Here is a 23,791-nt window from a genome sequence, read left to right on the forward strand (position 1 = left end):
CGCATGACCGACCGACTCACCGAATTCGTTGCGACACTGATGACTCTGGCAGCGCTGGTGGTGCTCGCCGGGTGCTCCGACGGCCCGTTCGGGCGCGGCGGCACCGGCGAGGGCGAGACCGCCGAGACCGGCGAGGCCGCAGGGGCACCGCTGGGCGCGGGGGTGAGTGTGGGGGTGGCTGACGGCGTGATCGACGATCCGTTGCCGGTGGACGCCGCCGTCCCCGCGGTGACCCGCCTCGATCCGCGGCTGCGCGCGGCGGTCCGCGCCGCGGCGCGGGAGGCCGGCGGTCACGGCATCACCGTGCGGATCACCTCCGGCTGGCGGTCCCAGCGCTACCAGAGCCGGCTCTACGAGCAGGCGGTGCGCCGCGAGGGCTCCGAGGCCCGCGCCCGGCGACTGGTCGCGTCGCCGGCATCGTCGGAGCACGTGAGCGGAGACGCGGTGGACATCGGCCCCACCGCCGCCGCCTACTGGATGTCCCGGCACGGCGAACGCTTCGGTCTGTGCCGGATCTACCGGAACGAGGTCTGGCACTACGAGCTCAAGACCGGCACCCGGTGTCCGGTCCTGGTGGCCGATGCCGCCGCCCGGCGCCGCTGAGCCGAGCCCGAGACTAGGAGCTGATGCCCAAGCGGTTGAGCAGATCGGCGTCGATACCGTCGAGTTCCCGGGCGATCGCCTGGTGGGCCGGGCGCCGTCGCGCCGGAGGCATCGATTCCGAGGCGGTGATCGCGGTGTCCAGATCGTCCAGACGCTGGGCGACGGTGCCGGTGAACGACTTCGTCTCGGCGTCCGGATGGGTGGCGGTGAGCTGTTCGAGTGATCGGCGAGAGGCCGCGACCCGGGCCGAGAGACCGCCTCCGTAGCCGGCGAACGCCGCCACATCGTTGACCGGGACGCCGAGGCGAGAGGCCTTCGCCGCGTCGAGCTGGTTGCGGCCGGCCTGGGCGGCGCGGTACGCCAGCGGCACCACGACGGGAGCCAGCAGCCGCGCGGTGGAGATGTAGCGCTTGATCCGGGCCTCGGAGAGGAGCTTGCCCTCGACCGCGGCGCGGGCGTTGGTCTCGGCGATCTTGATGTTCGCCTGATCGGCCTTGCTCTGCATCCGCGAGAGCACCTTGGTCCGCTGCAGATCGGTCTTGAGGGCCTTGCGCTCGCTCTTGGAGGCCGACTTGACCACGCGCTTGGCGTCGCGGTCCGCGTTCTTCGCGGCGAGCTTCGCCTCCAGGCGCGCCTTGGACTTGAGCGCCTTGGCCTGAGCGCGGCGCTCCGCGCGCGGGGACTTCTTCTTCTTGCCGAACAAACCCATCAGTGCACGTCCTCGTAGGTCAGTACTGCCGTCCGGTACAGCATTGCACAGCGCGCCTGAATCGGTTGTCGGTGCCGCCCGCCATACTGCTGACAGTGGACATCGATCAGGGCACCGGGACGACCGCGGTGAGCGCGCGCTCGCTCACCGGTTGTCGGCATCGGCTGGCGCTGGAGGCGGCGGCCCCGCGCACCGAACCCGATCCGGGAGTGGCCCTGCGGGTGGAGGCCGCCGAGGTGTTCCGCGCCTCCGTCCGTGAGCGCCTGCCCGGGCTGACGATCATCGAACCCGGAGAGGGTGCCGTGGGGAGCACCCGCAGCGCCATGGCCGGCGGAGCGGAGCGGATCTGGGGCGCGGTGCTGCCCACCGCGGGTGGCCGCCGCGGGCACAGTGAACTGCTCCTGCGGTGCGGCGACGGCTACATCCCGGTGATCGTGGTCAACCACAAGACCTGCGATCCGGGGTCCGGCGCCCGCACCTCACCGCTGCAGAGTTGGGAGCCGCGCGAGGACGAGACCGTCCGGACGCGCCCGCACCGGGGCGACCAGATGCGCCTGGCGCACCTGACCCGCATGCTGCAGGACGCCGGATACGCCTCGTCGTCGCTGCTCGGCGGGAGTATCGGGGTGGACGGTGCGCGGATCGTCGTACACGAGGTGACACCTTTGCTCCCCGCCTACGACGAGCGTTTGGCCGACCGCCGCGCGGTGCTGGCCGGCACCGCCTCGACCGAACCCGTCCGGGTGGCCGAATGCCGGCGCTGTCCCTGGTGGCCGCAGTGCGCGCAGGCGCTGACCGCATCGCGGGACGTGAGCCTGGTGGCGGACGGCCGCTCCGCGCCGGGCCTGCGGGAAGCGGGCATCGTCACCGTCGACCAGCTCGCCGAGTTCCGGGGCGCCCAGCCGGAGGACGTGCCGGTTCCGATCGCCGACCTGCGGGCGATGGCCCGCGCCTGGCGGGAGGGACAGGTGCTGGTGCGCCGCCGCCCGCAGGTCCGGGTGCGGCGGGCGGACGTCGAGGTGGACGTCGATATGGAGAGCTACCAGGAGTACGGCGCGTACCTGTGGGGCACCTGGCTGCGGCGCGACGGGGTGGACCTGGGCTACCGCCCGTTCGTCACCTGGGATCCGGTTCCCACCCGCGACGAGGCGCGTTCGTTCGCCGAGTTCTGGGCCTTCCTGATGGACTGCCGGGCGCAGGCCCACGCGGCGGGACGCACCTTCGCCGCGTACTGCTACTCGCAGAACGCGGAGAACAAGTGGTTACTCGCCTCGGCGGACCGGTTCGCCGGTGAGCCGGGGGTACCGCGACGCGGCGCCGTGGAGGAGTTCATCGCCTCCCCGGAATGGGTGGACATGTTCGACGCCGTCGGCGAGGCCTTCCTGTCCCTGGAGGGGCGGGGCCTGAAGAAGGTGGCGCCGGTGGCCGGATTCCAGTGGCGCGACTCCGAGGCCGGTGGCGAGGCGTCGATGCTCTGGTACCGGGTGGGTGTGGGGATCGACGCCGGCTGGGACGAGGCCGACCGCGCAGCGCAGCGGCGCCGGATCCTGGAGTACAACGAGGACGACGTGAAGGCCACCGCCGCGCTCCGCGCGTTCATGTCCAGCGAGAAGGTGCTCGACCTACCGGTCGTCGGCGCCTGACCGATCAGGCCTGGGCCTGGCGGATGTGGGCGCGACGCACGGCGTCGGCGAAGCTGCCGCTGCCGAGCAGTGCGATGCCACCGAGGATCGCGATCAGCGCGGGCGAGAGCTGGCGTGCGGTCTCCGCGGCCACCGGAGCCACTCGCTGGGCGGACAGGTAGGCGGCGGTGAGCACGGTGGTGTTACCGGACTCGGCATCGGCGCCGTCACCGGAGCCTGTGTTCTGCGCGGCGGAACCGCTGCCGGGCGGCGGTGCCGGCGGGGCGGGCGGTGCCGGCGGGGGCGCGGCCGGGGCAGGAGCCGGGGGACCGGCGGCGACGACCGGCGGAACCAGGACGGGCAGCGCGACCACCGGTGCGGCCGGCGCCGCTGGTGCCGGTGCGGAGCCCGACGGTGCGCCGTTGCCCGCCCGGCCGGGCACGGAGTTGTCGCCGGTGGGGCCGACCCGCTCGGGGAGCGGGCTGCCTTCGCGGACACCGGTGCCGCTGTCGATCTTCGCTCCACCCGAGCCGGTGCCGGGGGACTGGATCTTCGCACCACCGGAACCGGTGCCGGGCGATTCGATCTTGGCGCCGCCCGAGCCGGTACCGCTGCCGCCGCTGATGGGGGCGCCACCGCTGCCGGTGCCGGTGCCGGAACTGATCGGGGCGCCGCCGCTACCGGTCGAGCCGGTGCCGCCCCCGGTCGAACCGCCGGTGCTGCCGCCCCCGGTGCCCCCGGTGCCCGTTCCCGAACCGGTACCTGGACCGCTGGTGCTCCCGCCGGGGCGGGACGGGCCGGCCCATCCGCCGGTGATCAGCCCGACCACCCGGTCAACCAGACCGGGACTGCGAGTGTTGCCGTTACCGGATTCCTGCCCGGCGCCCGAGGAGCCGTCGGAGCCGCTCGGGGACCGAGATCCGGTGTCCGGAGTGGAGGACGATGAACTCGAGACATCGTGCACGCCCGAATCCTCCGGGTTTGCCCAGGCTGGTGCGATCGCAACGACACCGATGGTAGCGGTAACCATAACCGCAGCTCGGAACCGGTATTTGAGGGGCATCGGAGTAGGCACGGCACCCCTTTCCACGGTCAGGCGCGTATGTGGGTAAGAATACAGTACGAGCACACTCGGCTGATAATCGATCCCGAAGTGGTCGTGCCAGTTGGTAAAGTACGCTATAGTGTGATCAGGTTTGGCGGTCTCGCAATGATCTTTACCGCGAGGCCGAGAGCATGACGCGGTGCCGCTGATAGAGAGGGATGGCACAAGTGGACGCAGGAAGTAATTTCGACGGCGAGGCCCTGGTCGGTCAGGGGCTTTTCGCGAGTCGTCTAGAAGAGCTGTTCCGTACGGTGCCGGGCCCCAACGGCCGCGCCTTCACCGCCAAGGCCATCGCGCAGCGCTCGACCGCGCTGGGTTTCCGGCTGGGCGAGTCGTACTTGAGTCAGCTCCGTTCGGGTAAGGCCAAGTCGCCCTCGTTCCGCACCGTGGAGGGGATCTCGGCGGCGTTCGGAGTCGACGTGCACTACTTCCTCGAGGACGAGGCGGCGCAGCGCACCCGTGACCAGATCCATCTGATGCGGCTGCAGGCCGACACCAAGGTGCAGATGGCGGCCTTCCGCCTGGCCGGGCTCTCGCCCGACTCGGTGAACATGGTCAACGAACTCATCAAGGTACTGCGGGTACAGCAGGGCCTGCCTGCTGACCCGCCTGAGATTCCCGTAGACTCGCGCGGAGTCGAGGGGTAATTCCCGTACGCGGTTGACGTCGCGCGCCCCTCCTGTTCGAGAAGGAGGGGCGTGCGCTCCGTCAAGGCACTTCGCCGCCTCTGCGAAGGCGAAGTACGAAGTCTCGACCTCGACCTGCCGTTCGATGCCGTGCAATTGTGCGAGAAGTACGGCAAGCGCCGCGGCCGGGACATCCTGGTGATCAGTCAGCCGCTTCCCGTGGGTATGCCCAACGGGTTGTGGCTGGTCGGCGAGGACGCCGATTACTTCTTCTATCAGGCGAACACCTCGCGACTACACCGCGATCAGATCATCATCCACGAGTTCGGGCATCTCATCGCCGGGCACCAGCACGCGGGCCCGACGGCCGCGGCGGCCGGTGCCGCGGATCCGTCCTCCCCGGAAGCGGCGGCAGCCCTGCACCGCACCTGCTACGACGACGAGCACGAATGGGAGGCCGAGATGATCGGCTCGATCATCCTGGGCTGGGCCTCGGAAGCCGGTGCTCTCGCCGGCCGCACCGCCAAACACGACAGCCTGCGTGGAATCCAGCGGGTCCTGGGAGGCCACTCGCGGTGGCTGTGAAGATCGTCAACCTGCTGGGCATCGCCTTCTTCACGATCGTTCTGTGCTGGCGGATCGACCGCCTCTACCGCGCCAAGGCCGGCATCCAGGCGATCGCCGTCACCGTCGCCATCGCCGCGCTGACGATGGCCGTGCTGCTGCTCGGCTCCCCCCTGTCCACCGGGATCGACGGCGCGCTCTGGCGCGGTGCCTCCCGCCTGGCCGGAAACGCCTCGCTGGCACTCGGAGTCGCGGCACTGGCCGTCACGTTCTTCTACGGTCCCACCGAATCGGCGCGCCAGCGACGCGCCGGCATGGAGGCGATTCCGCTGCTGGCGGCCGTGATCGGGCTGTCGGTGGCGATGTCGGTGATGCCGGCGTCCATGCGCGACGCGACCCTGGACACCTTTAGCGTCCAGGAGCTGGGTTTCGCGGTGTTCTTCGGGATCGCCGGTGGTTACCTCATGTACGGCCTCGCCGACTGCGTGCTCTCGCTGACCCGCCTGATGCCCTTCGCCGACGGATACCTGGTGACCTCGCTGCGGCTGATGGCCGCCGGTCTCGGCCTGACCGCGATCGGCTCCATGACCCAGGTGGCGTTCGTGCTCACCAACATGGTGCAGGTGGTGTCCTGGCCGTCCCTATTGACCCTGTCGCGGATCTGTACCGCGATCGGCGTGGTGCTGTTCGTGATCGGCTTGAGCTACCCGGGCGTGCGCGGGTTCTTCGTGCAACTGGGTTACCGCAAGCGGCACCGGCGCGATTTCAAGCGGCTCGAACCGCTGTGGGATCTGCTGACCACCGCCGTGCCCGAGGTGGTGCTCGACGCCCGCTCGGCCGGACGCGATCCGCACCTGCGGTTCCAGCGGCGCGTCGTGGAGATCCGGGACGTGCTGGTGCAGTTGAGCCCGTACCTGCCCGACGACTTCGGCGACGGCATCCCCGAGGAGAACGTGCACAACCTCCTGGTCGCCATCGACCTGCGGAACGAGGCCGGTGGTGCTCCGGCACCGTCGGCGATGGTCCTGCCGCCCAAGGGCACCTCCATCGACGACGACGCCGCCCCGCTGATCGTCCTCGCGGACGCGGTCAGGGCGACGCCGGCCGAGGAACTGCAGATCTAACGCGGAGCCATCCGCAGCGCACCGTCCATCCGGATGGTCTCGCCGTTGATGTAGTCGTGCTCGGCCAGGAAGTAGGCGAGCTGTGCGTACTCGGCCGGCTCGCCGAGACGCTGCGGGAACGGGATACCGGCTTCGAGGGTCTTCTTGAACTCCTCGGTGACCCCGGCGAGCATCGGGGTGTTGATGGTGCCGGGGGCGATGGTGTTGACCCGGATCCCGGACTGCGCCAGATCACGTGCCGCGGTGATGGTCATCGCGTGCACGCCGCCCTTGGACGCGGTGTACGCGATCTGCCCGATCTGGCCCTCGAAGGCCGCCACCGATGCGGTGTTGACGATCAGGCCGCGCGAGCCCTGCTCGTCGACGGCGTCCTGCTTGCTCATCTGCTCGGCCGCCAGGCGCATCACGTTGAACGTGCCCACCAGGTTGATGTTGATCACCGTCTGGAACAGGTCCAGCGGGTGCACGCCCTTCTTGGACAGGATGCGGCCGGCCCAGCCAACCCCTGCGCAGTTCACCGCGACCCGCAGCGGGCCGGCCTCGACCGCCTGGGCGATCGCGGCGAGGACCTCGTCCTCCTCGGTCACATCGGTGGCGATCAGGTGCACGTTCTCGGCCGGCTCGGCCTTGTCGATGGACGGCTGCAGGTCCAGGCCGAAGACGGTGGCGCCGGCCTCGGCGAAGCGCCGGGCGGTAGCGGCACCGAGGCCCGATGCGCCGCCGGTGACGATGACGGAGGAGCCGGTGACATCCATGGCTGATTCCCTTCTGTGATGTGTGCACGCGCCGCGGACCGCGGGCGACCCACCTCACATTAGTGAATCGTCGTTCTTCCCGGAGCGGGGGTGTGCGAACGGAACGGATCGGCGTCACCGTGCGAGCGTGCGCCGGCCGTTCGGTGCGCCCGCCGGACCACGATCAGCCCCGCCGAGACGGTCAGTGCCACGGCGATGCCGGCCACCGCGCGCCCGAGCGCATCCAGCTCGGCCCAGGCATCGGCCAGCAGCCAGGCGCCGAATCCGAAGAACAGGACGGTCGCGCCGATGGCGACCGCGCGCTCGGGCAGCCGGGAGCCGAGCAGCGCGCCGACCACGATCGCCAGTGCGTCCGCGGCGACCATGCCCGCGGTGGAGCCGACCCACACCCCGAACCAATCGTGCTGTGTGGTCAGGGTGATGGTGGCGAGCATGGTCTTGTCGCCCAGCTCGGCGAGGAAGAAGGCGGACGTCACGGCCAGGAAGACCGACCGGGTGACCCGGTCGGCGGTGGTGGACTCGTCCTCGGAGAGCGTATCGCCGCGCCAGGTCCAGAAGCCGAAGACCAGCATCGATATTCCGGCGATCGCGGTGATCAGTTCGGTGGGGATGGCCGAGCCGAGGGCGAAACCGATACCGACCGAGGCGATGTGCACCAGGGCCGTCGAGACGGTGATACCCGCCAGGACGATCCACCACTTGAACCGGGCGGCGAAGGTCATCGCCATCAGTTGGGACTTGTCGCCGAGCTCGGCGACGAAGACCACGGCGAAACTGACCAGCAACGCGTTGAGCACGGTGCATACCTCCCGGAAAAGACCTGTGCCACACGGATCCGACCATCGGACCGCGGAAGTGGCACAAAGGTCTCGCCCACCACTGAGGTTCGCGGGGCCGGGCTCTCGCCAGTATGTCGACCGCGCGATTGAGGGCTACTCCCCTTCGTGCGAACTCCACGGTAGTCACGTGGATCCGAAATCGCAAGCCCTACACTAGTTTTGGCAGCCGATGTGGATTCTTCACGCTGCCTCGGAGGAGGTTTCGGTCGCCCTGAGTGAGTGCCGGTGGCGAACCGGATCACCGTCCGGACCGATCATCGTCGCCGGGCCAGGAGGTGGGCCATGTCGAATCGATAGTCGTTGTCGCGGTAGATGATCCGCCACCCCTCGGCGAAGCCGGCGTCGTCCAGAGCGGCGGCGAAACCGTCCGGATGCCAGCGCCATGCCGGCGCCACCGCGTGGTCGAACGGCGTGGGGTCGCCGCGGTCCCCGGTCTGGAAGGCGACCAGGACCGGTGTACCGGGCGCGCAGCGATCGGCCCACCGGTGCAGGGTCTCGCGAACCCGCTCCGGCGGCAGGTGGATCAGGCTGAACCGGGCCACGACGGCTGCGATCTCGATCCCGGGCAGTTCGGTGAGCAGGGCGTCACCGTCGGCGAAGTGCAGTCGCGGGTACATCCTGCGGGCGTGCCGGAGCATCCCCGGACTCGGATCGACGCCGATCACGTCCAGGCCTCGGGCGGTCAGATCGGCGCTGACGTGGCCGAGCCCGCAGCCGACGTCGACGGTGCGGCCGCACCGGAGCACGGCCTCCTCGGCGAAGGCGGCGGCCGCGTGCCGTTCCATCGGGAACTGGTAGGGCTCGCCGAAGGCCTCCGCGTAGCGGTCGGCCATGGCGTCGTAACCGGGCTGCTTCACGGTTCGTCCGACCTCGATTCGTGTGCGGGACGACGAAACCCCGCCGGCGCCGGGCGCTGGACGGGGTTTCGTCGGTGACGCGGACTCAGGCGGTGGCCGCGGCGTACCGAGCGGCGACGTCGTCCCAGTTCACGACGTTCCACCAGGCCTTGACGTAGTCGGCCTTGACGTTCTTGTACTGCAGGTAGAAGGCGTGCTCCCACATGTCCAGCATGAGCAGCGGTGTCAGGTTGACCGAGATGTTGCCCTGCTGATCGGTGAGCTGCTCGATCACCAGGCGCTGCCCGAGGTGGTCGTAGGCCAGGATGGACCAGCCCGAACCCTGCAGGGTGTTCGCGACGGCGTTGAAATGCGCCTGGAACTTGTCGAAGTCGCCGAAGAACTCGTCGATCGCGGCGGCCAGCTCGCCGACCGGCTTGTCGCCACCGTCCGGCGACATGTTCTTCCAGAAGATCGAGTGGTTGGTGTGGCCACCGAGGTGGAAGGCGAGGTTCTTCGACAGCAGCGGCGCCTTGGTGGCGATCGAACCGTCCTCGCGGGCCTCCGCGAGCTGCGCCAGCGCGGCGTTCGCGCCCGCCACGTAGGCGGCGTGGTGCTTGTCGTGGTGCAACTGCATGATCTCGCCCGAGATGTGGGGCTCCAGAGCGCTGTAGTCGTAGTCGAGGTCGGGCAGTGTGTAGACGGCCACGTGTGATCCCTTCGTTACGGGGGCGGACGGCCCCCTGGCTGATCCTTCGATGCCACTCCAGCTTTTCTTATCTGGAATGGTTCCGCAATAAGGAGGAACGAATGCGCCTGAAGCCCGGTTGAGGTTCGGGGCCGGGATCAGGACAGGGTGATGATCAGCGCGAGCGCGGCCACCAGCGCCACGATCGTGACCAGGGTGCGGGTGAGCGACCGCGAGAAGTAGACGGTGCAGTAATTCCGCGCGGCGCCGGTCGGCGTGGCCGCTGCGGCATGGGTCTGCTTGACCGTCATCGCGTTCCTCCCGGGGCGCTGTGAAACATGTCACGCGCTGTGACATCGACCACCATAGCGGACCGGGCGTGTCCGGGAAAATCGAGTGACCGGCCCGGGACCGCCGGAGTGTGACGAATCCGGTGACGGAGACCTTCGGCCCGCTCCACCAGGGACGAAAGTCGCCACAGTGATAGATATGGGTCATGTCTCTATCGCAGAGGCTTGGAATCGATCCGCGATCGCTGGATCATGGATTCATGACCGGATACAGCACGAGGGGACGCACCCTGTCCCCGCTCGCTGGTCGGGCCCGCCGCGTACGAACCCTCACCGGCCGGCGCCAGACCCGCCTCGACGTCGTCGTCTCCACGGCACTGCTCGTGATCTCCCTGACCGCGACCATCGCGAACTTCGCGCTGACCATCGCCGCAATGCCTTCGTTCCGCCAGTGCGCGGCGATGGCCTGCAGCTTCGTCGGCCTCGACGTCCTCGCGATCACCGCCATCATCTCGCTGCTCCTGGGCACCACCTTCGGCGCCCACGCCGTACTCAACCTGCTCAACCGCCGCACCGCCTGGGTCCATGCGCTGCTGGACGCGGTGGTCTCGCTGGCCTGCCTGTTCGGCGGCCTGGCGTGGATCACGACCGCCTGACGCTAGCCTGGACCCATGACCGCGACGACCACCGCACGCTGGAGTGCGCGCGCCGTCGCGGCACCGCTGGCCGTCGCCGCCGGGGCCGGTGCAGTGGCCCTGGCGCTGCACCTGCGCGATCCGCACCAGCAGTACAGCTGGGGGGTGTGTCCGCTGTTCGCGGTCACCGGCCTGTACTGCCCCGGGTGCGGTGGCCTGCGGGCGGTCAACGACCTCACCAACGGGGCCTTCGGCGCCGCCGCCGCGTCCAACCTGCTCGTCTATCCTGCGGGTGCGCTGCTGCTCTGGCTCTGGCTGGGCTGGCTCGGCCGCCGGGTCGGTTTCCAGGTCCCGGCGCTGCCCACCAACAAGTACCTGTGGCTCGCCGCGATGGTGCTGATCTCGGTATGGACCGTGGCGCGGAACCTCCCGGGATCACCACTGGCCCCCTGACCAGCATTGACTCGGATCCGTCGGAGGCTGCTACTACCGTCGGGGCCATGAGCGCACTCGTCACCGATCTGCAGGACGCGGCCAAGGCCGCCTCACACCGCGTCCGCGCCGTCATGGGAAGGACCGCAGGCGTGGTCCCCGTCGTCCGCCTGGAGGGTCCGATCGCCGCCCCCGCCCTCACCGGGGGCGTCTCCCGCGGAGTACTGAACCTGGCCGGTCTCGAATCCGTGCTGCGCCGCGCCTTCGAGACCGAGGACGCCGTCGCCGTGGCACTGACGGTCAACAGCCCCGGCGGTTCCCCCGCCCAGTCCGAGCTGATCGCCTCCCGGATCCGGCAGCTCGCCGCCGAGCACGAGCTGCCGGTCCTGGCCTTCTGCGAGGACGTCGCCGCCTCCGGCGGTTACTGGCTGGCCTGCGCCGCGGACGAGATCCATGTGAGCACCACCTCGATGGTCGGCTCGATCGGCGTGATCTCGGCGGGCTTCGGCGCGAAGGAACTGATCGGCAAGATCGGCCTGGAGCGGCGGGTCTTCACCGCAGGAGAGGCCAAACACCGCCTGGACATGTTCGAGGACATCGCCGAGGCGGACGTGCAATGGCTCGAATCGTTGCAGGGCGAGATCCACGCCGCCTTCCGGGACTGGGTCACCGAGCGGCGCGGGTCGCGCCTGGTGGACGACCCCGCAGTGTTCTCCGGTGAGGTGTGGATCGGTCGCCGCGCGGTGGAACTGGGGCTGGCGGACGGTGTCGGCACGCTGCGCGCCGTGATCGCGCAGCGCTACCCGGACGCCGAGATCGAGGCCATGCACCTGCCCAAGCCCCTGCTGGCGCGGGTGCTGGGCGGCGGTGTCACCGCCGGCGTCGCAGGACTGGCGGCCGGCGTCACCTCCGGAGTGTTCGACGGTGCACTCGGCGCGCTGAACCGCCGGGGCCTGTGGGCCGATCACGGCCTCTGACCGAAAGGGTCCACAGGCCGCTCGATTCGCGCTGATGAAGCACTGTGTTCAAAAGCCTCAAGTTGTGGATGAGCCTGTGGAAACTGTGGATGAAGCCTCGGCCCCGGCCGCGGTACGTGGAAGACTGGCGAACATGACCGAACACCCCGGCGAAGGTCCGATCCCCGTCGACGCGCTGCCGAGCGAGCTCGGTCCGGCCGACTCGCTCACCCTGCTTGACGTGCGCGAATCCGACGAATGGGAGCTCGGTCACGCGCCCGGAGCGGTGCACATCCCGCTCGCCGAACTGCCCATCAGGTTCGGTGAGCTCGACCTCGACAGCGAGATCTACGTGATCTGCCGCGGCGGTGGCCGCTCGGACCGGGCTGTGCGCTATCTGGAGACCGTGGGGATAGACGCCGTCGTGGTGGACGGCGGAATGATCGCCTGGGCGTGCGCCCAGCGTCCCGTCGTCCGCCCGGACGGCAGCCGGGGAGAGGTCTGATGCACCCGCCCACGCGCAGCCGGGTGCAACCGCCCCGTGTGCGCTGGCTCGCCCGTCGCCCCCCGGAGACCCTGCCGGTGCCGCGGCCACCGTCGCCCGGCCCGCTGCCCACCCCGCGCTACCGGAACATCCCGCGCTGGGGACTGCGGCAGGACTTCACCCCGGTGCGGCCCCGCCCGGAGAGCGCCGCCGAGAGCGCCGCCGTGGTCACACCGTTCGCGCTGCGCCTGACCATCGTCGGGGTCTTCCTCGCAGCGGGCGCCGAGTTCGCCGCCTACCTCCTGCTCGTGGTCAACCGCTCCGGGCCGGTCCCGGCCTGGCTGGCCTGGCCCGCGACGGTGGCCGTCTTCGCGCTCGGCTGGCTCGCGGTGATCCTGGTGACCGGCCTTTTCGTGGTGCTCACCCTGTGGTTGCAGGCCGTGCGGGAGCGGACCTACGCCGTGCTCGGCACCACCGAGCCGCGGCCGCGCTGGCAGGTCTGGCTCTACTGCCTGGTGCCGGTGGTCAACCTGGTGACCGCCCCGGTCCTGCTGGTGGAACTGGTCAACGCGCAGGACCGCGCCGCACCGCAGCGGGCCGATGGTCGCGTGCTGTTCATCCGCCGGTGGTGGGCGGCGTGGGTGCTCCTGACTATCGTCACCCTGGGGTGCGTGGCGTACTCCCGAGCGGCCGGCGGCCTGCAACACGGCGCCGATTCGATGGTCTACACGACGCTGACGTACCTGCTCGCAGGGGCGTTCCTGGTGGTGACCGCACGAGGAGTGCGGCTGATCGAACGCGGGCCGCGCGCGGCGGAGCGGGAGGAACAGGTGCGATGGTTGGCGGTGTAGCGGGGATCGTGGCGCATCGGGGCGCCAGCGGAGAGTTCCCGGAACACACCATGAGCGCCTTCGAGGCGGCCGTCGCCGAGGGCGCCGACGCCATCGAATGCGATGTGCGGCTCACCAAGGACCAGCACCTGGTCTGCGTGCACGACCGCACCGTCGAACGGACCTCCGACGGCACCGGCGCCGTCTCCGAACTCCGACTCGTCGACCTCAAGGCGATGGACTTCGGCTCCTGGAAGCGGCCCGGCCACGCCGAACCGGTGGTCACCCTGGACGAACTGATCGACCTGGCCCGCAGCGCCGATCGCAGGCTGTTCGTCGAGACCAAGCACCCGGTGCGCTTCGGCGGCATGGTCGAGCAGAAACTGCTCGCCACCCTGCAACGGCACGGGCTGTCCCGGCCCGAGGACCCGGCCGACGCCCCGGTCGTCGTCATCTCCTTCTCCGGCTCGGCGATCTGGCGGGTCCGCCGCAACGCTCCCGGCGTTCCCGCGGTGCTGCTCGGCGAGGCCTCCCGGTTGCTCGGCGGTGGCGCCGCCACGGCGGTGCGGGCGCAGGGCATCGGACCGTCGGTGGAATCGTTGCGCGAGCGTCCCGACACCGTCGCCAAGGCCCGGTCCGCCGGCCGCTTCACCTACTGCTGGACAGTCGATTCCGAGGCCGACGTCGCACTGTGCAACGGCCTCGGAGTGGAGTGGATCGCCACCAATCACCCGGCGCGTACCCGGTCCTGGTTGCAGGGCTGAGCCGGGGAGCGGCCGCGCTGGCGGTCGCGGCGCTCGCGTACCCTGCGGTGCATGGGTAGACGCGAACGCAATGCCACTCCCCGTGAGGGATCGAACCGTGCCGAGAAGCTGGCCGCGCAGCGAGCCCGCTCCGAGGCGAACGCCGCATCGACCAGCCGCCCGTTCCAGGGCCTGGCCGCCGAATGCGACATCGTGGCCCTGCGCCAGTTCGTTCCCAGTGCCACCGCGCCGCTGAAGGTGACCGGCGCCAACCGCGAGATCCGCCTGGCGACGGTGCTCCCCGGTGCACCCTTCGCACTGGTCCGGGAGGAGGCCGACGGGGTCGTCGGTTACGCCGCACTGCAGGCCGCGAGCCGCCCCGCGGATCCCGGCGCGGCACTGGCCGGCGCCGCCCGGTTCGCCGCCGACGCCGAGACCGGCGAGGTGCTCGCCGAACCCGGCGAGGGTGCACTGCTGGAGGTGCTCGACGCGGACGCTCCACTGGAGATCACCGTGCACAAGGACTTCGACTGGTGGCTGACCGCCGATGTGGATGCGCAGACCAAGCAGTTGGTCGAGCACGCGAACTCGCTGATCACCCCGGCTGCGCGGCTCGACCTCACCTCCGCCGCCTCCGCCGGCGAGGCTGCATCCCTGGGGGCGCCCTGGTGGGCCGATACCGGTTCCAAGGCACACCTGCGGTGGGTGCACCCGGCGCCGGAGGACGACCTGATGGCCGCGCTGGCCCGGGTGCACGCCGCGGGCGGGCTCACCGTCGGCGAGGGATCCCGGTTCGCCGGCTCGTTCCGCGCCGATGGCCTCCTGGTCCCCGTCTTCGACCTGGACCGGGAATCGCACCCGGACGAGTGGGTGCCCGGCACCGTCGAACTGGCCGAGTGCCTGGCGGAGGCCCTGGCCGACGATTCCGAGCTCACCGGCGCGCAGCGGCGCTCCCGCGACGGCCTGCGCGGGCGGCAGGTCTCGCTGTAGCGCCACCGGTCCGCTCGGCCCTGCTCAGCCGCTCCGGTCAGCCGTGGAAGCGCTCGCCCAGAGCGCCCCGCAGGTAGGCGACGATCGTGTCGCGGATGTCGTAGCTGCTCACGCCCTCGGCCACCGAGCCGAGGGCGCGGGCCACCCGCGGATAGTCGCTGATGTACGGCGGCGCCTCACGCTGGTACCAGGCGCTGGACGCCGGGCGGCTGTCGCGCACCGCGAGGTTCGTGCGCACCGTGACCTCGCCGATCACGATCCGCCACAACCCCAGCAGCAGTTGCAGTGACTCCGCCTCGTCGATCCCGATCTCATCGGTGGTCACCAGGAAGGCGTCGAAGGACCACGCCGAGTAGGTGTCGAGGATCTCGTCCGCGGCGAGCACGTCGATCACCCACGGATGCTTGCTCAGGTGCGTGATCACGATCAACGGCAACTGCACCAACCGCTGGTGCGGATCCTGCTCCAACTCCGGGACGGGTGTGTTCCACGATTGGTGCTCGAGGACGGCCCCGAGGAGATCGTTCTTCGAGTCGAAGTAGTGGTAGATCCCCATCGCGCTGATGTCAAGCCTCGCGGCCAGAGAGCGCATCGAGAACTTCAGTGGCCCCTCGTTGGTGAGGATGTCGGCGGCCGCGGCCACCACCTGCTCACGATTCACCTTCGGGGGGCGGCCGATCCGGCCGCGTTCAGTCATCAGACCACCTTATCCGTTGGCCGGCGGTTCGCTGAGGAGCCGATCCGGGATCGGCTTGTCCGCGGCGAGTAGTCGGAAGAACTCCGTGGTGTTGTTCCCCCAGGCCAGCGAGTCGCCGTCACTGGTGTAGGCGCTGCCGCCGGTGGGCGTGGTGGTGGTGACGGTGCCCCCGCGCAGGGCCCAGGCCAGCCGCGCCAGATCCCACAGGTGGGTGTCCTGATCGACGGTGAGCGCCCCGGCTACCGCGTTCGCCATGCCCCACATCGCGAACGGGTTGATCAGCGTGGTCGGCGAGGTGGACTCCTTGAACAGCGCCGACATGAACTCCCGCTGATGCACCACGCGGTCCAGATCGGCGTTCGGGGTGGCCCGGGTACGCACGTAACCGAGGGCCTGCGCACCGTCGAGCTCCTGGCAGCCGGCCTTGAGCCGGATACCGGCCTTGGGGTCGTTGATCGGGTACTTCGGGCACATCTCGATGCCGCCCAGTGCGTCGACCATGTTCGCGAAACCCCCGAACCCGATCTCCGCGTAATTGTCGATCCGCAGTCCGGCCGCCTTCTCGAAGGTCTGGACCAGCAGCCGTGCGCCGCCCGCGTCGCCGCCCCCGGAGGTGCTGCCGAGGAAGTACGCGGCGTTGATCTTGTGTCCGCCCTGGCCCGGGACCTGCACGAACAGGTCACGCGGTATGGAGACCAGAGTCGCCTTCCCCGAGCGCGGGATGTGCACCAACATGATGGTGTCGGTGCGGGCACCACCGAGATCGCCGCCGGTGGCGAGGGCTTTCTGCTGCGCCGGGGTCAGGCCCTCACGGGCATCGGTACCCACCAGCAGCCAGTTGGTGCCGGGGGTGTCGGACACGCGGCCGGAGTAGGCGGCCAGCGCGTCGATCCGGGTGAGCTTGGTGTCGAAGTAGACGGCGCCGGCCACCGTCCCGACCAGCAGCGCGATCAGCAGCATCCCGATCCAGCGGGCCGGATGGAGCTTGCGCTTGCGGCGGATGCGCGGCTGCGGTGCGCGGCCCGGACGCCCGAACAGCCCGTTGCGTGCACTGTCGCGGGGCGGGCGCGGTGGCGGAGGTACCCGGCCGCCCCGGCTGCCCCCGGCTCGGGAACCCGCTCGGCGGGACGGGGGGAGCGGTTCGGGCTGTTGCCGGGGCGCCCAGTCCGGGTGGGCCGGCGCCTGTCGCTGCTCGGGGCGCTCCACCCGGGTGGCACGGGGTTGCGGGGGGATCGCGTGGCCGGGCTGCGCGCCCGCCCGGCCGGCCGGCGGCCGGCCCGCAACGCCCGACGTGCCGGGCAGGGGGCGGTGCTGCTGCCCGGGCATGGGCCGGCGGTCGGGGGCACCGGACGGGCGTTGGCGCGGGATGCCCTGCGGGTGCCGGGGCGCGCGGGCGCGCGGGTCCCCCTCAGGGACCTGCGACCAGGCGAGGTTCGGCTGCTGCCGCTCCGGGCCCCGCGGTCGTTCGTCGTTCACGTCGTCCGACTGTACGGGGGAGCTGCACGAATGTCGGTCTCTCCGGCGTGGGGGTCGTAGTGACCTGGGCAGATGCGAGGTGAGCGCCGCTGAGACCGACGTTCGTGCGGCGATCAGGTCAACAAGCCCAGGTGCGGGCGGAGCAGGGCGTAGCCGACGAAGGCGACAACATCGAGCAGGAAATGGGCGATCACCAGCGGCCACAGCCGCCGCCAGCGCTGGTACGCGGCGCCGAAGATCACGCCCATCACCACGTTCCCCAGGCCCGCACCGAACCCCTGATACAGGTGATAGCTACCTCTGAGCAGCGAGGATGCCGCGACAGCGGGCGCCGCAGATACGCCGAGCTGCCGCAGCCTGGTGATCAGGAAGCCGACCACCACGACCTCCTCCGCCACCGCGTTACCCGCGGCCAACAGCACGTAGGTCACGATCCGCCACCACTGCACCTCGCCGGACGTGGGCACCACGCTCGCCGAGACCCCCAGTGCCCGCCCGGCGGCGTACAGCGCGAGCCCCGGGATCCCGATCAACGCCGCCAGCGCGGTCCCCAGCCACAGATTCCGCAGCACCTGTGCCCGGGGGAGCCGGTACGCGAGACCGAGATCGGCGAGACCGATGCCGGACCGGGCCAACAGGTACAGCGCGAGCGCGGCCCAGCCGAACAACTGCACCGCGCCGAGTACCTGCAAGAGGAAATCGATCACCGCGTTCGGGCTTCGAACCGGGTTCAGTGTGACGGTCTGCGAGCCCACTCCGGAGCCGAGTTGATAGCCGACCAGACGGACCATCGAATACAGCCCCGACCAGGCGAAAGTCACCATCAGGACGATCGCGGTCTCCGCCTTGAGCAGGCGGCGGTCCTGCGGTGGCGAGGATTCTGGGGCGCTCACCGGGACACCCTATAGGGAGCGTTGTACGATCGCGCGGTCCTGCCGTGACATGAAGGGGAACGCCGTGTCCACTGCCACCGAACCCCGACTGGGGCCGATCGACCGCTTCTTCCACATCTCCGAGCGTGGCTCGACGGTGTCCCGCGAGCTCCGCGGTGGCCTCGTCACCTTCTTCACGATGGCCTACATCGTGGTGCTCAACCCGATCATCATCGGCGGCGTCGTCGGCAACAACAAGAACGTCGACGTACTCGGCAACGTGCTCCCCACCGCGCAGGTCGCCGCGGTGACCGCACTGGCCGCGGGCATCATGTGCATCGTCTTCGGCGCCATCGTCAACTACCCCTTCGGTATCGCCGCCGGACTGGGCGTCAACAGCCTGCTCGCGGTGAGCATCGCCCCGCAGGTCACCTGGCCCGAGGCGATGGGCCTGGTGGTGATCGACGGCATCATCATCGTGATCCTCGGTGTCACCGGTTTCCGCACCGCCGTCTTCCGCGCCATCCCGGCCGAGCTCAAGGCGGCGATCGCGGCCGGGATCGGCTGCTTCATCGCGTTCATCGGGCTGGTCGACGCAGGTTTCGTCCGCCGCATCCCGGACGCCGCCGGTACGACGGTGCCCGTGGCACTGGGCATCGGCAATTCGGTGGCCGCCTGGCCGACAGCGGTGTTCGTCTTCGGTGTGCTGCTGATCGGTGTGCTGGTGGTCCGCAAGGTGCCGGGCGCGATCCTGGTGGGCATCGTGGTGACCACGGTGCTGGCGCTGGTGGTGCAGAAGGTCGCGGGCCTGGGACCGTCGTTCAAGGATCCGCACGGCTGGAGCCTGAACATCCCCGAGCTACCGGCCAGCCTGGGTGGCCTGCCGGACCTGTCGCTGGTCGGCGAGGTGGACGTCTTCGGCGCCTTCACCCGGATCGGTGTGCTCGCCGCGTCCGTGCTGGTCTTCGCGCTGGTGCTGTCGAACTTCTTCGACGCCATGGGCACCATCACCGGCCTGACCAAGGAGGCTGACCTGATGCGCCCGGACGGCACCGTCCCCAACATCGGAAAGGCGCTCGCGGTCGAGGGTGCGGGCGCGATCGTCGGCGGCGGTGCCTCGGCATCGTCGAACACCGTCTTCGTGGAGTCGGCGTCGGGCATCGCCGAGGGCGCCCGCACGGGTCTGGCGAACATCGTCACCGGTGTGCTCTTCCTGGCGGCCATGTTCTTCACCCCGCTCTACGAGGTGGTGCCCTCCGAGGCGGCCGCGCCGGCGCTGGTGATCGTGGGCGCGATGATGATCGGCCAGCTCCGCGACATCGAGTGGACCCGTTTCGACATCGCCCTGCCGGTGTTCCTGACCGTGGTGTCGATGCCGTTCACCTACTCGATCGCCAACGGCATCGGCATCGGCTTCATCACCTGGGTGGTGATGGCCGTGGCGCGCGGCAAGGCGAAGTCGGTGCACCCGCTGCTGTGGATCGTGGCCGCGCTGTTCCTGATGTACTTCGCGAAGACCCCGATCGAGACGCTGTTCGGGATCGCCAAGTAGTCACTCGGCGCTGCGTCGGGCGGCCTTCTCCGCCCGAGCGGCCTCCTTGGCCTCGAGCTTGGCCTGCTTCGCTGCGGCCTTCTCGTTCGCCTTCTGCAGCTTCCGTGCTGCCCGCCTGCGGCGGAGCACCGCGGCCAGGATGGGCAGAACCACGGCGATGAGCAGGCCGATCACGGCGCCGACGCCGGACGCGCCGCGGAACATGGGGCCGGCGACGTCGAGGATCCGCTGACCCGCGTGGGAGGCGTTGCCGGTGCCCAGCACGATGGTCAGGGTGAGCAGGTTCGGGACCGCGGCGATCACCGCCAGCACTGCGGCGAGCACGGCCAGGATCGGGCGGCTGCGCACCCGGCGGCCGGCGAAGACCAGCAGGAGCAGGGGGACCGCGGTGCACACGAAGCCGATCGCGAGCCCCAGTCCGGTGCCGGTGAGCATGCTGCCGTCGATGATCCGGCCGAGCCGCTCGGCCCACCAGCGCGGGATGATCGCCGCCAGGATGAAGTAGACGCCGACTAGCAGCGCGAGCACCACGACCGCGCCGATGATCCGTCGGAGCCAGAGTTTGGCCGCATCACCGGCGCGCTCGGCCATGCCGGGGCGTGGCGGTTCGGAGCCGGAGTGATCGGGCGGCACCGGCAGCCCGGAATCGTCGGGGGTGGGACCGGGGCGGGAGCTGTCGTCAGTGGCGCTCATCTCGCCAATCTAACCGTTCCGGTGCGTAAGTACCGGGTGGATCAGCCGGCGCGCAGGCCGTTGAGGAACGGGCAGCCCAGCAGGATGCGGATACCGCGTTGCAACGCGGCCATATCGGATGCGGGCTGTGCGAAGTTCAGGCGCACGTCCACATCGGAGAGTTCGTGGTGCTCGGCGCGCAACCGGATGCCGAACCGGTCGATGCCCAGCAGCCGGATCCGATGGTTGCGCAGCCGGCCGGGCAGGCGGCGGGCCAGCTGTCCGACCATCTCCGGGTGACCGGCCTCGACGTGTCCGAGCCATGCCGACTCGTACTCGGCGAACGGGTCGGGCTCGGCCGCGGCCAGCTCGTCACCGGTCACCGAGGCGGCACCGGCCGCATCGGCGAGCACCGCGGTCTCGATCGGCATGGTCAGCAGTCGTGAGCCGTGGCCCACGTCGAGGAGCGCCTCCAGCGGGTTCTCCACGGCGATCCGAGCCGCCAGGGCCGCGCCGTCGGCCACCTCGGAGAGCCGGCCGGACAGCCACACCAGCGACCGGGTCCGCTCCCGCAGCGGCAGCGGGGAGATGTCGTTGATCTCGACCATGGCGCGGGCTCCTTCGAGCCACGGCGCGTCGTCGGAGACGGCGACGATGAGCCGGTCGCTGAGCACGTGGTGCAGGGCCACGGTGATCGGCTCGTATCCGTCGGCGACCAGAACCGCGGCATGGGGTACCGCCGCGATGCTGCGGACTCGCTCTGCCGGGGTCGGCTCGGCGATGGTGGGGGCACTCATGGCGACTCCTCTCGCTCGGAATGTTCTAAGAAGGTAACCCTAACCTAATGCTGTGAGCAACTGTGGGCAAGGGTTATGGTCACCGTAATGGCGATCGAACTGGAATTGCTCGCACCCCCGCGCGAGCCGATGTCCCTGGTCGACGGGCTGGCCGTGGCGGCACCGTCGGGCCGTAAGAGCTGCACCTACCGGCCCGGCGAGCTCACCGCGCTCTCCGAGTTCCTGGTGCACGGTGTGCACGAAACCGGACCCGGCTTCGAAATCGCCGTGAGCAGCGCCGACGAGGCGATCGCCGTGCTCTGTGCGACCGTCGCCGCGCTCACCGGCGAAGACATCGAGTCCGCCGCCGCGCACCCGGACGAGCAGCGCCTGACGACCCTCAATCCGATGGCGCAGGACGCCGTCCGCGAGCGCCTGCGGCATCTGGTGACCGCGGACCCGCAGGCCGTCACCGAACGGCTGCATGCGCTCGGACTGCGCTGAACCTGCTCAGGAGGCCTGCTCGACGGAGGCCGCGTGCCACGTTGCGGCTCGAGCCCGGCGGCCCGCCCGGCGCCTCCGATAGAGTTGGACCGTGACGCGGATCGCCTACTTCGGACCCGAGGGGACCTTCACCGAAATGGCGCTGCTGCAGTGCCAGGAGCTCGCTGAGCGCGGTGAGATGTCGGTCCCCGGTATCGCGCTCACCGGGGCCGAGCGGATCAGTGCGCCCAGCCAGATCGCCGCGCTCGAGCTCGTCGCCGACGGCGCGGCGGACCTCGCCTGTGTGCCCATCGAATCCTCGGTGGAGGGCCCGGTCACGCCCACCCTGGACACTCTCACCTTCGGCACCCCGCTACAGATCTTCGCCGAGACCGACCTCGCCGTCGCCTTCTCGATCGCCTCCCGGATGCCGCTGGAGCGGGCCCGCACCGTGGGTGCGTACCCGATCGCCACCGCGCAGGTGCGGAAGTGGCTGGCCGCCAACATGCCGCAGGCGCAGGTGGTACCCGCGGCGTCGAACTCGGCCGCCGCCGCCGATGTCGCCGCCGGACGGGTGGATGCGGGGGTGACCACCGCGCTCGCCGCCCGGATGCACGGCGTCGACGAGGCCGCCACCGGGGTCGCCGACGTGGCCGACGCCCGCACCCGGTTCGTGCTCTGCGGACGCCCCGGAACGCCGCCTCCGCGCACCGGCTCCGACTGCACCTCGGTGATCATCGACGTGCCCAGCCGCCCCGGCTCGCTGGCCCTGGCGATGGCCGAGTTCGCGCTGCGCGGCGTGGACCTGACCCGCATCGAGTCCCGGCCCAAGCGAACGGTATTCGGTAGCTACGTGTTCCACTTCGACGCCGTCGGGCACATCGACGATCCGGCGGTCGGGGAGGCGCTGCGCGCCCTGCACCGCGTCTGCGAGGACGTCCGCTACCTCGGCTCCTGGCCCCGTCCGGGCGGGCCCGGAACACCCCCGGCCGACCCCGGGGACGCACAGCAGTGGTTCGAGGACGTTCGGGAGGGACGACGATGACCGGCCTGTTGCACCTGGTCCGGCACGGCCAGACCACCGCCAACGTCGCGAAGATCCTCGACACGCTGCCGCCCGGAGCGCCGCTCACCCCGGACGGCTCGGAACAGGCCCGTCGGTTCGCCGCCGAACGCCCGGGGCCGGCACCGGCGGTGCTGCTGTCCTCGGTCGCGCGCCGCGCGCAGCAGACCGCCGGACTGATCGGCACCGGCTGGCAGATGCCGGTCACCGTGGTCGACGGGGTGCACGAGATCCAGGCGGGCGACCTCGAGGGACGCAGCGACGAGGACGCGATCAAGGCCTTCCAGCAGGTGGTCCGGAGCTGGCACTTCGGTGACCTTTCAGCGGCATTGCCCGGCGGCGAATCCGCCTCCGACCTGTTCGAACGCTACCTGCCCACGGTCGAGCAGGTGCGCCGCGACCACCTCGCCGACGGCGACGCCTACCTGGTCAGCCACGGTGCCGCGATCCGGCTGGTGGCCGCGCGGCTGGCCGGCGTGGACAGCGGATACGCGCACCGGCACCACCTGCCCAACACCGGGGAGATCGTGCTGCGTCCCACCGGCACCGGGTGGGAGCTGGTGAGCTGGGCCGACGCACCGTCGCACCTGGACCCGATGGGTTAAGGGGGGGTTAAAGGAGTTACGGCGGCTGAGGCGGTTCGCCCTGCCAGCAGTACCGGTCAGCTGAAAGCGGCCTCGATCGCGATCTGCGCGGCGTTGGAGAAACCGCTCTCCCGCTCCTGCGGGGAGATCGCCTCCCCGCGGAACAGGTGATCGGTCACCGTGAGCACCGTCAGCGCCTGACCGCCCTCGGCCGCGGCCACACCGTACAGGCCCGCGGTCTCCATATCGACGCACAGCGTGCCGTGATCGCGCAGCTCGGAGTGCAGCCCCTCGCGCGCGAGATAGAAGTGATCCGACGAGAACACCGTTCCCACCTGCACCGGGATACCCCGGCGCTCCGCCGCGCCGACGGCGGCCCGCAGCAACGGGAACGACGCCGCGGGTGCCAGCCGCACACCGGGCACCCGCGGCTCGTTGATCGCCGAATCGGTGTGCGCGGCGGTCACCACGATCACGTCGCCGAGCCGGGTGTCGTCCTGGTACGCGCCGGAGGTCCCCACCCGGACGATCCGCTGCACCCCGTACTCGCGGAAGAGCTCGGTGGCGTAGATCGTCATGGTGGGCATACCCATGCCCGAACCCATTACCGAGATCGGCCGTCCGCCGACGGTGCCGGTGTACGCCTCCATCCCGCGCACCTCGTTGACCAGACGGGCATCGTCGAACAGTGTTTCGGCGATGCGGCGGGCCCGGCGCGGGTCGCCGGGCATCAGGACGACGGGGGCGAAATCGCCCGGTTCGGCGGTGTTGTGCGGAGTCGGCAT

General features: G+C 70.3%; 29 protein-coding genes. 16 read left to right on the forward strand and 13 right to left on the reverse strand.

The window, feature by feature from the left end; translation table 11 throughout:
* Positions 1-3: 3 nt before the first annotated feature.
* Complete coding sequence (locus ACYVHG_RS12530; RefSeq protein WP_461167788.1) at positions 4-603, forward strand: M15 family metallopeptidase; 600 nt, start codon at positions 4-6, stop codon at positions 601-603.
* 13 nt (positions 604-616) lie between these two features.
* On the opposite strand, the gene ACYVHG_RS12535 is transcribed toward ACYVHG_RS12530, so the two are convergent.
* Positions 617-1,312, reverse strand: coding sequence for a DUF6474 family protein (locus ACYVHG_RS12535; RefSeq protein WP_461167789.1), 696 nt, complete (start codon positions 1,310-1,312; stop codon positions 617-619).
* 89 nt (positions 1,313-1,401) lie between these two features.
* Here ACYVHG_RS12535 and ACYVHG_RS12540 point away from each other — a divergent pair, with 89 nt between their 5' ends.
* Positions 1,402-2,955, forward strand: a complete 1,554-nt coding sequence (locus ACYVHG_RS12540; RefSeq protein WP_461167900.1) for a TM0106 family RecB-like putative nuclease — start codon at positions 1,402-1,404, stop codon at positions 2,953-2,955.
* 4 nt (positions 2,956-2,959) lie between these two features.
* On the opposite strand, the gene ACYVHG_RS12545 is transcribed toward ACYVHG_RS12540, so the two are convergent.
* Complete coding sequence (locus ACYVHG_RS12545) at positions 2,960-3,898, reverse strand: hypothetical protein (RefSeq protein WP_461167790.1); 939 nt, start codon at positions 3,896-3,898, stop codon at positions 2,960-2,962.
* A 308-nt stretch (positions 3,899-4,206) separates the two neighbouring features.
* Here ACYVHG_RS12545 and ACYVHG_RS12550 point away from each other — a divergent pair, with 308 nt between their 5' ends.
* The 3 genes from ACYVHG_RS12550 to ACYVHG_RS12560 are packed head-to-tail and all read left to right on the forward strand — an operon-like array spanning position 4,207 to position 6,353.
* On the forward strand, positions 4,207-4,686 hold the full coding sequence (locus tag ACYVHG_RS12550) for an XRE family transcriptional regulator (RefSeq protein WP_461167791.1): 480 nt from the start codon (positions 4,207-4,209) through the stop codon (positions 4,684-4,686).
* Positions 4,687-4,737: 51 nt separating this feature from the next.
* A complete protein-coding gene (locus tag ACYVHG_RS12555; protein ID WP_461167792.1) occupies positions 4,738-5,250 on the forward strand; it encodes a hypothetical protein in 513 nt (170 codons plus the stop codon).
* Positions 5,241-6,353 (forward strand): MAB_1171c family putative transporter, encoded by a 1,113-nt coding sequence (locus tag ACYVHG_RS12560; RefSeq protein WP_461167793.1) that lies wholly within the window; start codon positions 5,241-5,243, stop codon positions 6,351-6,353. The genes ACYVHG_RS12555 and ACYVHG_RS12560 overlap by 10 nt, the downstream gene beginning before the upstream one ends.
* Here ACYVHG_RS12560 and ACYVHG_RS12565 read toward each other — a convergent pair.
* The 5 genes from ACYVHG_RS12565 to ACYVHG_RS12585 form a co-directional block, all read right to left on the reverse strand.
* Complete coding sequence (locus tag ACYVHG_RS12565; RefSeq protein ID WP_461167794.1) at positions 6,350-7,108, reverse strand: SDR family oxidoreductase; 759 nt, start codon at positions 7,106-7,108, stop codon at positions 6,350-6,352. The two genes, ACYVHG_RS12560 and ACYVHG_RS12565, sit on opposite strands and share 4 nt — an antisense overlap.
* 59 nt (positions 7,109-7,167) lie before the next feature.
* Positions 7,168-7,905 carry a TMEM165/GDT1 family protein gene (locus tag ACYVHG_RS12570; RefSeq protein ID WP_461167795.1) on the reverse strand — a complete coding sequence of 246 codons (738 nt, stop codon included), beginning with the start codon at positions 7,903-7,905 and terminating at the stop codon, positions 7,168-7,170.
* 296 nt (positions 7,906-8,201) lie between these two features.
* The gene (locus tag ACYVHG_RS12575) at positions 8,202-8,804 is read right to left on the reverse strand and encodes a class I SAM-dependent methyltransferase (protein ID WP_461167796.1); all 603 of its coding nucleotides are present in this window, start codon (positions 8,802-8,804) and stop codon (positions 8,202-8,204) included.
* 85 nt (positions 8,805-8,889) lie between these two features.
* On the reverse strand, positions 8,890-9,492 hold the full coding sequence (locus tag ACYVHG_RS12580) for a superoxide dismutase (RefSeq protein WP_461167797.1): 603 nt from the start codon (positions 9,490-9,492) through the stop codon (positions 8,890-8,892).
* A 137-nt stretch (positions 9,493-9,629) separates the two neighbouring features.
* On the reverse strand, positions 9,630-9,782 hold the full coding sequence (locus tag ACYVHG_RS12585) for a hypothetical protein (RefSeq protein ID WP_461167798.1): 153 nt from the start codon (positions 9,780-9,782) through the stop codon (positions 9,630-9,632).
* Between the two features lie 239 nt (positions 9,783-10,021).
* On the opposite strand from ACYVHG_RS12585, the gene ACYVHG_RS12590 reads away from it, so the two are divergent.
* The 7 genes from ACYVHG_RS12590 to ACYVHG_RS12620 all read left to right on the forward strand — a co-directional run bounded on the left by ACYVHG_RS12590 (position 10,022) and on the right by ACYVHG_RS12620 (position 14,831).
* Positions 10,022-10,417 carry a hypothetical protein gene (locus ACYVHG_RS12590; RefSeq protein ID WP_461167799.1) on the forward strand — a complete coding sequence of 132 codons (396 nt, stop codon included), beginning with the start codon at positions 10,022-10,024 and terminating at the stop codon, positions 10,415-10,417.
* A gap of 15 nt (positions 10,418-10,432) precedes the next feature.
* The gene (locus ACYVHG_RS12595; RefSeq protein ID WP_461167800.1) at positions 10,433-10,849 is read left to right on the forward strand and encodes a DUF2752 domain-containing protein; all 417 of its coding nucleotides are present in this window, start codon (positions 10,433-10,435) and stop codon (positions 10,847-10,849) included.
* A 47-nt stretch (positions 10,850-10,896) separates the two neighbouring features.
* On the forward strand, positions 10,897-11,805 hold the full coding sequence (locus tag ACYVHG_RS12600; RefSeq protein ID WP_461167801.1) for a S49 family peptidase: 909 nt from the start codon (positions 10,897-10,899) through the stop codon (positions 11,803-11,805).
* A 133-nt stretch (positions 11,806-11,938) separates the two neighbouring features.
* Positions 11,939-12,289: a rhodanese-like domain-containing protein gene (locus ACYVHG_RS12605; RefSeq protein WP_461167802.1), complete on the forward strand. Its 351-nt coding sequence runs from the start codon at positions 11,939-11,941 to the stop codon at positions 12,287-12,289.
* On the forward strand, positions 12,289-13,119 hold the full coding sequence (locus ACYVHG_RS12610; protein ID WP_461167803.1) for a DUF4328 domain-containing protein: 831 nt from the start codon (positions 12,289-12,291) through the stop codon (positions 13,117-13,119). Before ACYVHG_RS12605 ends, ACYVHG_RS12610 begins: the two co-directional genes overlap by 1 nt.
* The gene (locus ACYVHG_RS12615; protein WP_461167804.1) at positions 13,104-13,862 is read left to right on the forward strand and encodes a glycerophosphodiester phosphodiesterase; all 759 of its coding nucleotides are present in this window, start codon (positions 13,104-13,106) and stop codon (positions 13,860-13,862) included. The genes ACYVHG_RS12610 and ACYVHG_RS12615 overlap by 16 nt, the downstream gene beginning before the upstream one ends.
* A gap of 51 nt (positions 13,863-13,913) precedes the next feature.
* Positions 13,914-14,831: a DUF5926 family protein gene (locus ACYVHG_RS12620; RefSeq protein ID WP_461167805.1), complete on the forward strand. Its 918-nt coding sequence runs from the start codon at positions 13,914-13,916 to the stop codon at positions 14,829-14,831.
* Positions 14,832-14,868: 37 nt separating this feature from the next.
* On the opposite strand, the gene ACYVHG_RS12625 is transcribed toward ACYVHG_RS12620, so the two are convergent.
* The 3 genes from ACYVHG_RS12625 to ACYVHG_RS12635 all read right to left on the reverse strand — a co-directional run bounded on the left by ACYVHG_RS12625 (position 14,869) and on the right by ACYVHG_RS12635 (position 17,897).
* Positions 14,869-15,528, reverse strand: a complete 660-nt coding sequence (locus tag ACYVHG_RS12625; protein WP_461167806.1) for a TetR/AcrR family transcriptional regulator — start codon at positions 15,526-15,528, stop codon at positions 14,869-14,871.
* Between the two features lie 9 nt (positions 15,529-15,537).
* Complete coding sequence (locus tag ACYVHG_RS12630) at positions 15,538-17,004, reverse strand: LCP family protein (RefSeq protein ID WP_461167807.1); 1,467 nt, start codon at positions 17,002-17,004, stop codon at positions 15,538-15,540.
* Between the two features lie 113 nt (positions 17,005-17,117).
* Positions 17,118-17,897 (reverse strand): CPBP family intramembrane glutamic endopeptidase, encoded by a 780-nt coding sequence (locus tag ACYVHG_RS12635; RefSeq protein WP_461167808.1) that lies wholly within the window; start codon positions 17,895-17,897, stop codon positions 17,118-17,120.
* A 49-nt stretch (positions 17,898-17,946) separates the two neighbouring features.
* Here ACYVHG_RS12635 and ACYVHG_RS12640 point away from each other — a divergent pair, with 49 nt between their 5' ends.
* Positions 17,947-19,428, forward strand: coding sequence for an NCS2 family permease (locus ACYVHG_RS12640; RefSeq protein WP_461167809.1), 1,482 nt, complete (start codon positions 17,947-17,949; stop codon positions 19,426-19,428).
* Here the strand turns inward: ACYVHG_RS12640 and ACYVHG_RS12645 are convergent, their stop codons facing one another.
* Together ACYVHG_RS12645 and ACYVHG_RS12650 are read right to left on the reverse strand one after the other, a co-directional pair.
* Positions 19,429-20,121, reverse strand: a complete 693-nt coding sequence (locus ACYVHG_RS12645) for a hypothetical protein (RefSeq protein WP_461167810.1) — start codon at positions 20,119-20,121, stop codon at positions 19,429-19,431.
* A gap of 41 nt (positions 20,122-20,162) precedes the next feature.
* Positions 20,163-20,897 (reverse strand): DUF2470 domain-containing protein, encoded by a 735-nt coding sequence (locus ACYVHG_RS12650; RefSeq protein ID WP_461167811.1) that lies wholly within the window; start codon positions 20,895-20,897, stop codon positions 20,163-20,165.
* Positions 20,898-20,984: 87 nt separating this feature from the next.
* On the opposite strand from ACYVHG_RS12650, the gene ACYVHG_RS12655 reads away from it, so the two are divergent.
* The 3 genes from ACYVHG_RS12655 (at position 20,985) to ACYVHG_RS12665 (ending at position 23,027) form a co-directional block, all read left to right on the forward strand.
* The gene (locus ACYVHG_RS12655; protein WP_461167812.1) at positions 20,985-21,380 is read left to right on the forward strand and encodes a hypothetical protein; all 396 of its coding nucleotides are present in this window, start codon (positions 20,985-20,987) and stop codon (positions 21,378-21,380) included.
* A 91-nt stretch (positions 21,381-21,471) separates the two neighbouring features.
* Positions 21,472-22,404, forward strand: a complete 933-nt coding sequence (pheA, locus tag ACYVHG_RS12660; RefSeq protein WP_461167813.1) for a prephenate dehydratase — start codon at positions 21,472-21,474, stop codon at positions 22,402-22,404.
* Positions 22,401-23,027 carry a histidine phosphatase family protein gene (locus ACYVHG_RS12665; RefSeq protein ID WP_461167814.1) on the forward strand — a complete coding sequence of 209 codons (627 nt, stop codon included), beginning with the start codon at positions 22,401-22,403 and terminating at the stop codon, positions 23,025-23,027. The genes pheA and ACYVHG_RS12665 overlap by 4 nt, the downstream gene beginning before the upstream one ends.
* 56 nt (positions 23,028-23,083) lie before the next feature.
* On the opposite strand, the gene deoD is transcribed toward ACYVHG_RS12665, so the two are convergent.
* Entirely contained in the window at positions 23,084-23,791 is a 708-nt protein-coding gene (deoD, locus tag ACYVHG_RS12670) for a purine-nucleoside phosphorylase (protein ID WP_461167815.1), read from the reverse strand.

Source organism: Tsukamurella serpentis, from assembly GCF_054780975.1.

Excerpts from the sequence above, each read along its gene's own strand:
- ACYVHG_RS12610 (WP_461167803.1), top strand. The coding sequence starts at position 12,289 with ATGCACCCGCCCACGCGCAGCCGGGTGCAACCGCCCCGTGTGCGCTGG.
- ACYVHG_RS12625 (WP_461167806.1), bottom strand. The coding sequence starts at position 15,528 with ATGACTGAACGCGGCCGGATCGGCCGCCCCCCGAAGGTGAATCGTGAG.
- ACYVHG_RS12585 (WP_461167798.1), bottom strand. The coding sequence starts at position 9,782 with ATGACGGTCAAGCAGACCCATGCCGCAGCGGCCACGCCGACCGGCGCC.
- deoD (WP_461167815.1), bottom strand. The coding sequence starts at position 23,791 with ATGCCGACTCCGCACAACACCGCCGAACCGGGCGATTTCGCCCCCGTC.
- ACYVHG_RS12565 (WP_461167794.1), bottom strand. The coding sequence starts at position 7,108 with ATGGATGTCACCGGCTCCTCCGTCATCGTCACCGGCGGCGCATCGGGC.
- ACYVHG_RS12535 (WP_461167789.1), bottom strand. The coding sequence starts at position 1,312 with ATGGGTTTGTTCGGCAAGAAGAAGAAGTCCCCGCGCGCGGAGCGCCGC.
- ACYVHG_RS12590 (WP_461167799.1), top strand. The coding sequence starts at position 10,022 with ATGACCGGATACAGCACGAGGGGACGCACCCTGTCCCCGCTCGCTGGT.
- ACYVHG_RS12605 (WP_461167802.1), top strand. The coding sequence starts at position 11,939 with ATGACCGAACACCCCGGCGAAGGTCCGATCCCCGTCGACGCGCTGCCG.
- ACYVHG_RS12665 (WP_461167814.1), top strand. The coding sequence starts at position 22,401 with ATGACCGGCCTGTTGCACCTGGTCCGGCACGGCCAGACCACCGCCAAC.
- ACYVHG_RS12530 (WP_461167788.1), top strand. The coding sequence starts at position 4 with ATGACCGACCGACTCACCGAATTCGTTGCGACACTGATGACTCTGGCA.
- ACYVHG_RS12620 (WP_461167805.1), top strand. The coding sequence starts at position 13,914 with ATGGGTAGACGCGAACGCAATGCCACTCCCCGTGAGGGATCGAACCGT.
- ACYVHG_RS12640 (WP_461167809.1), top strand. The coding sequence starts at position 17,947 with ATGAAGGGGAACGCCGTGTCCACTGCCACCGAACCCCGACTGGGGCCG.
- ACYVHG_RS12655 (WP_461167812.1), top strand. The coding sequence starts at position 20,985 with ATGGCGATCGAACTGGAATTGCTCGCACCCCCGCGCGAGCCGATGTCC.
- ACYVHG_RS12600 (WP_461167801.1), top strand. The coding sequence starts at position 10,897 with ATGAGCGCACTCGTCACCGATCTGCAGGACGCGGCCAAGGCCGCCTCA.
- ACYVHG_RS12595 (WP_461167800.1), top strand. The coding sequence starts at position 10,433 with ATGACCGCGACGACCACCGCACGCTGGAGTGCGCGCGCCGTCGCGGCA.
- ACYVHG_RS12650 (WP_461167811.1), bottom strand. The coding sequence starts at position 20,897 with ATGAGTGCCCCCACCATCGCCGAGCCGACCCCGGCAGAGCGAGTCCGC.
- ACYVHG_RS12615 (WP_461167804.1), top strand. The coding sequence starts at position 13,104 with ATGGTTGGCGGTGTAGCGGGGATCGTGGCGCATCGGGGCGCCAGCGGA.
- ACYVHG_RS12645 (WP_461167810.1), bottom strand. The coding sequence starts at position 20,121 with ATGAGCGCCACTGACGACAGCTCCCGCCCCGGTCCCACCCCCGACGAT.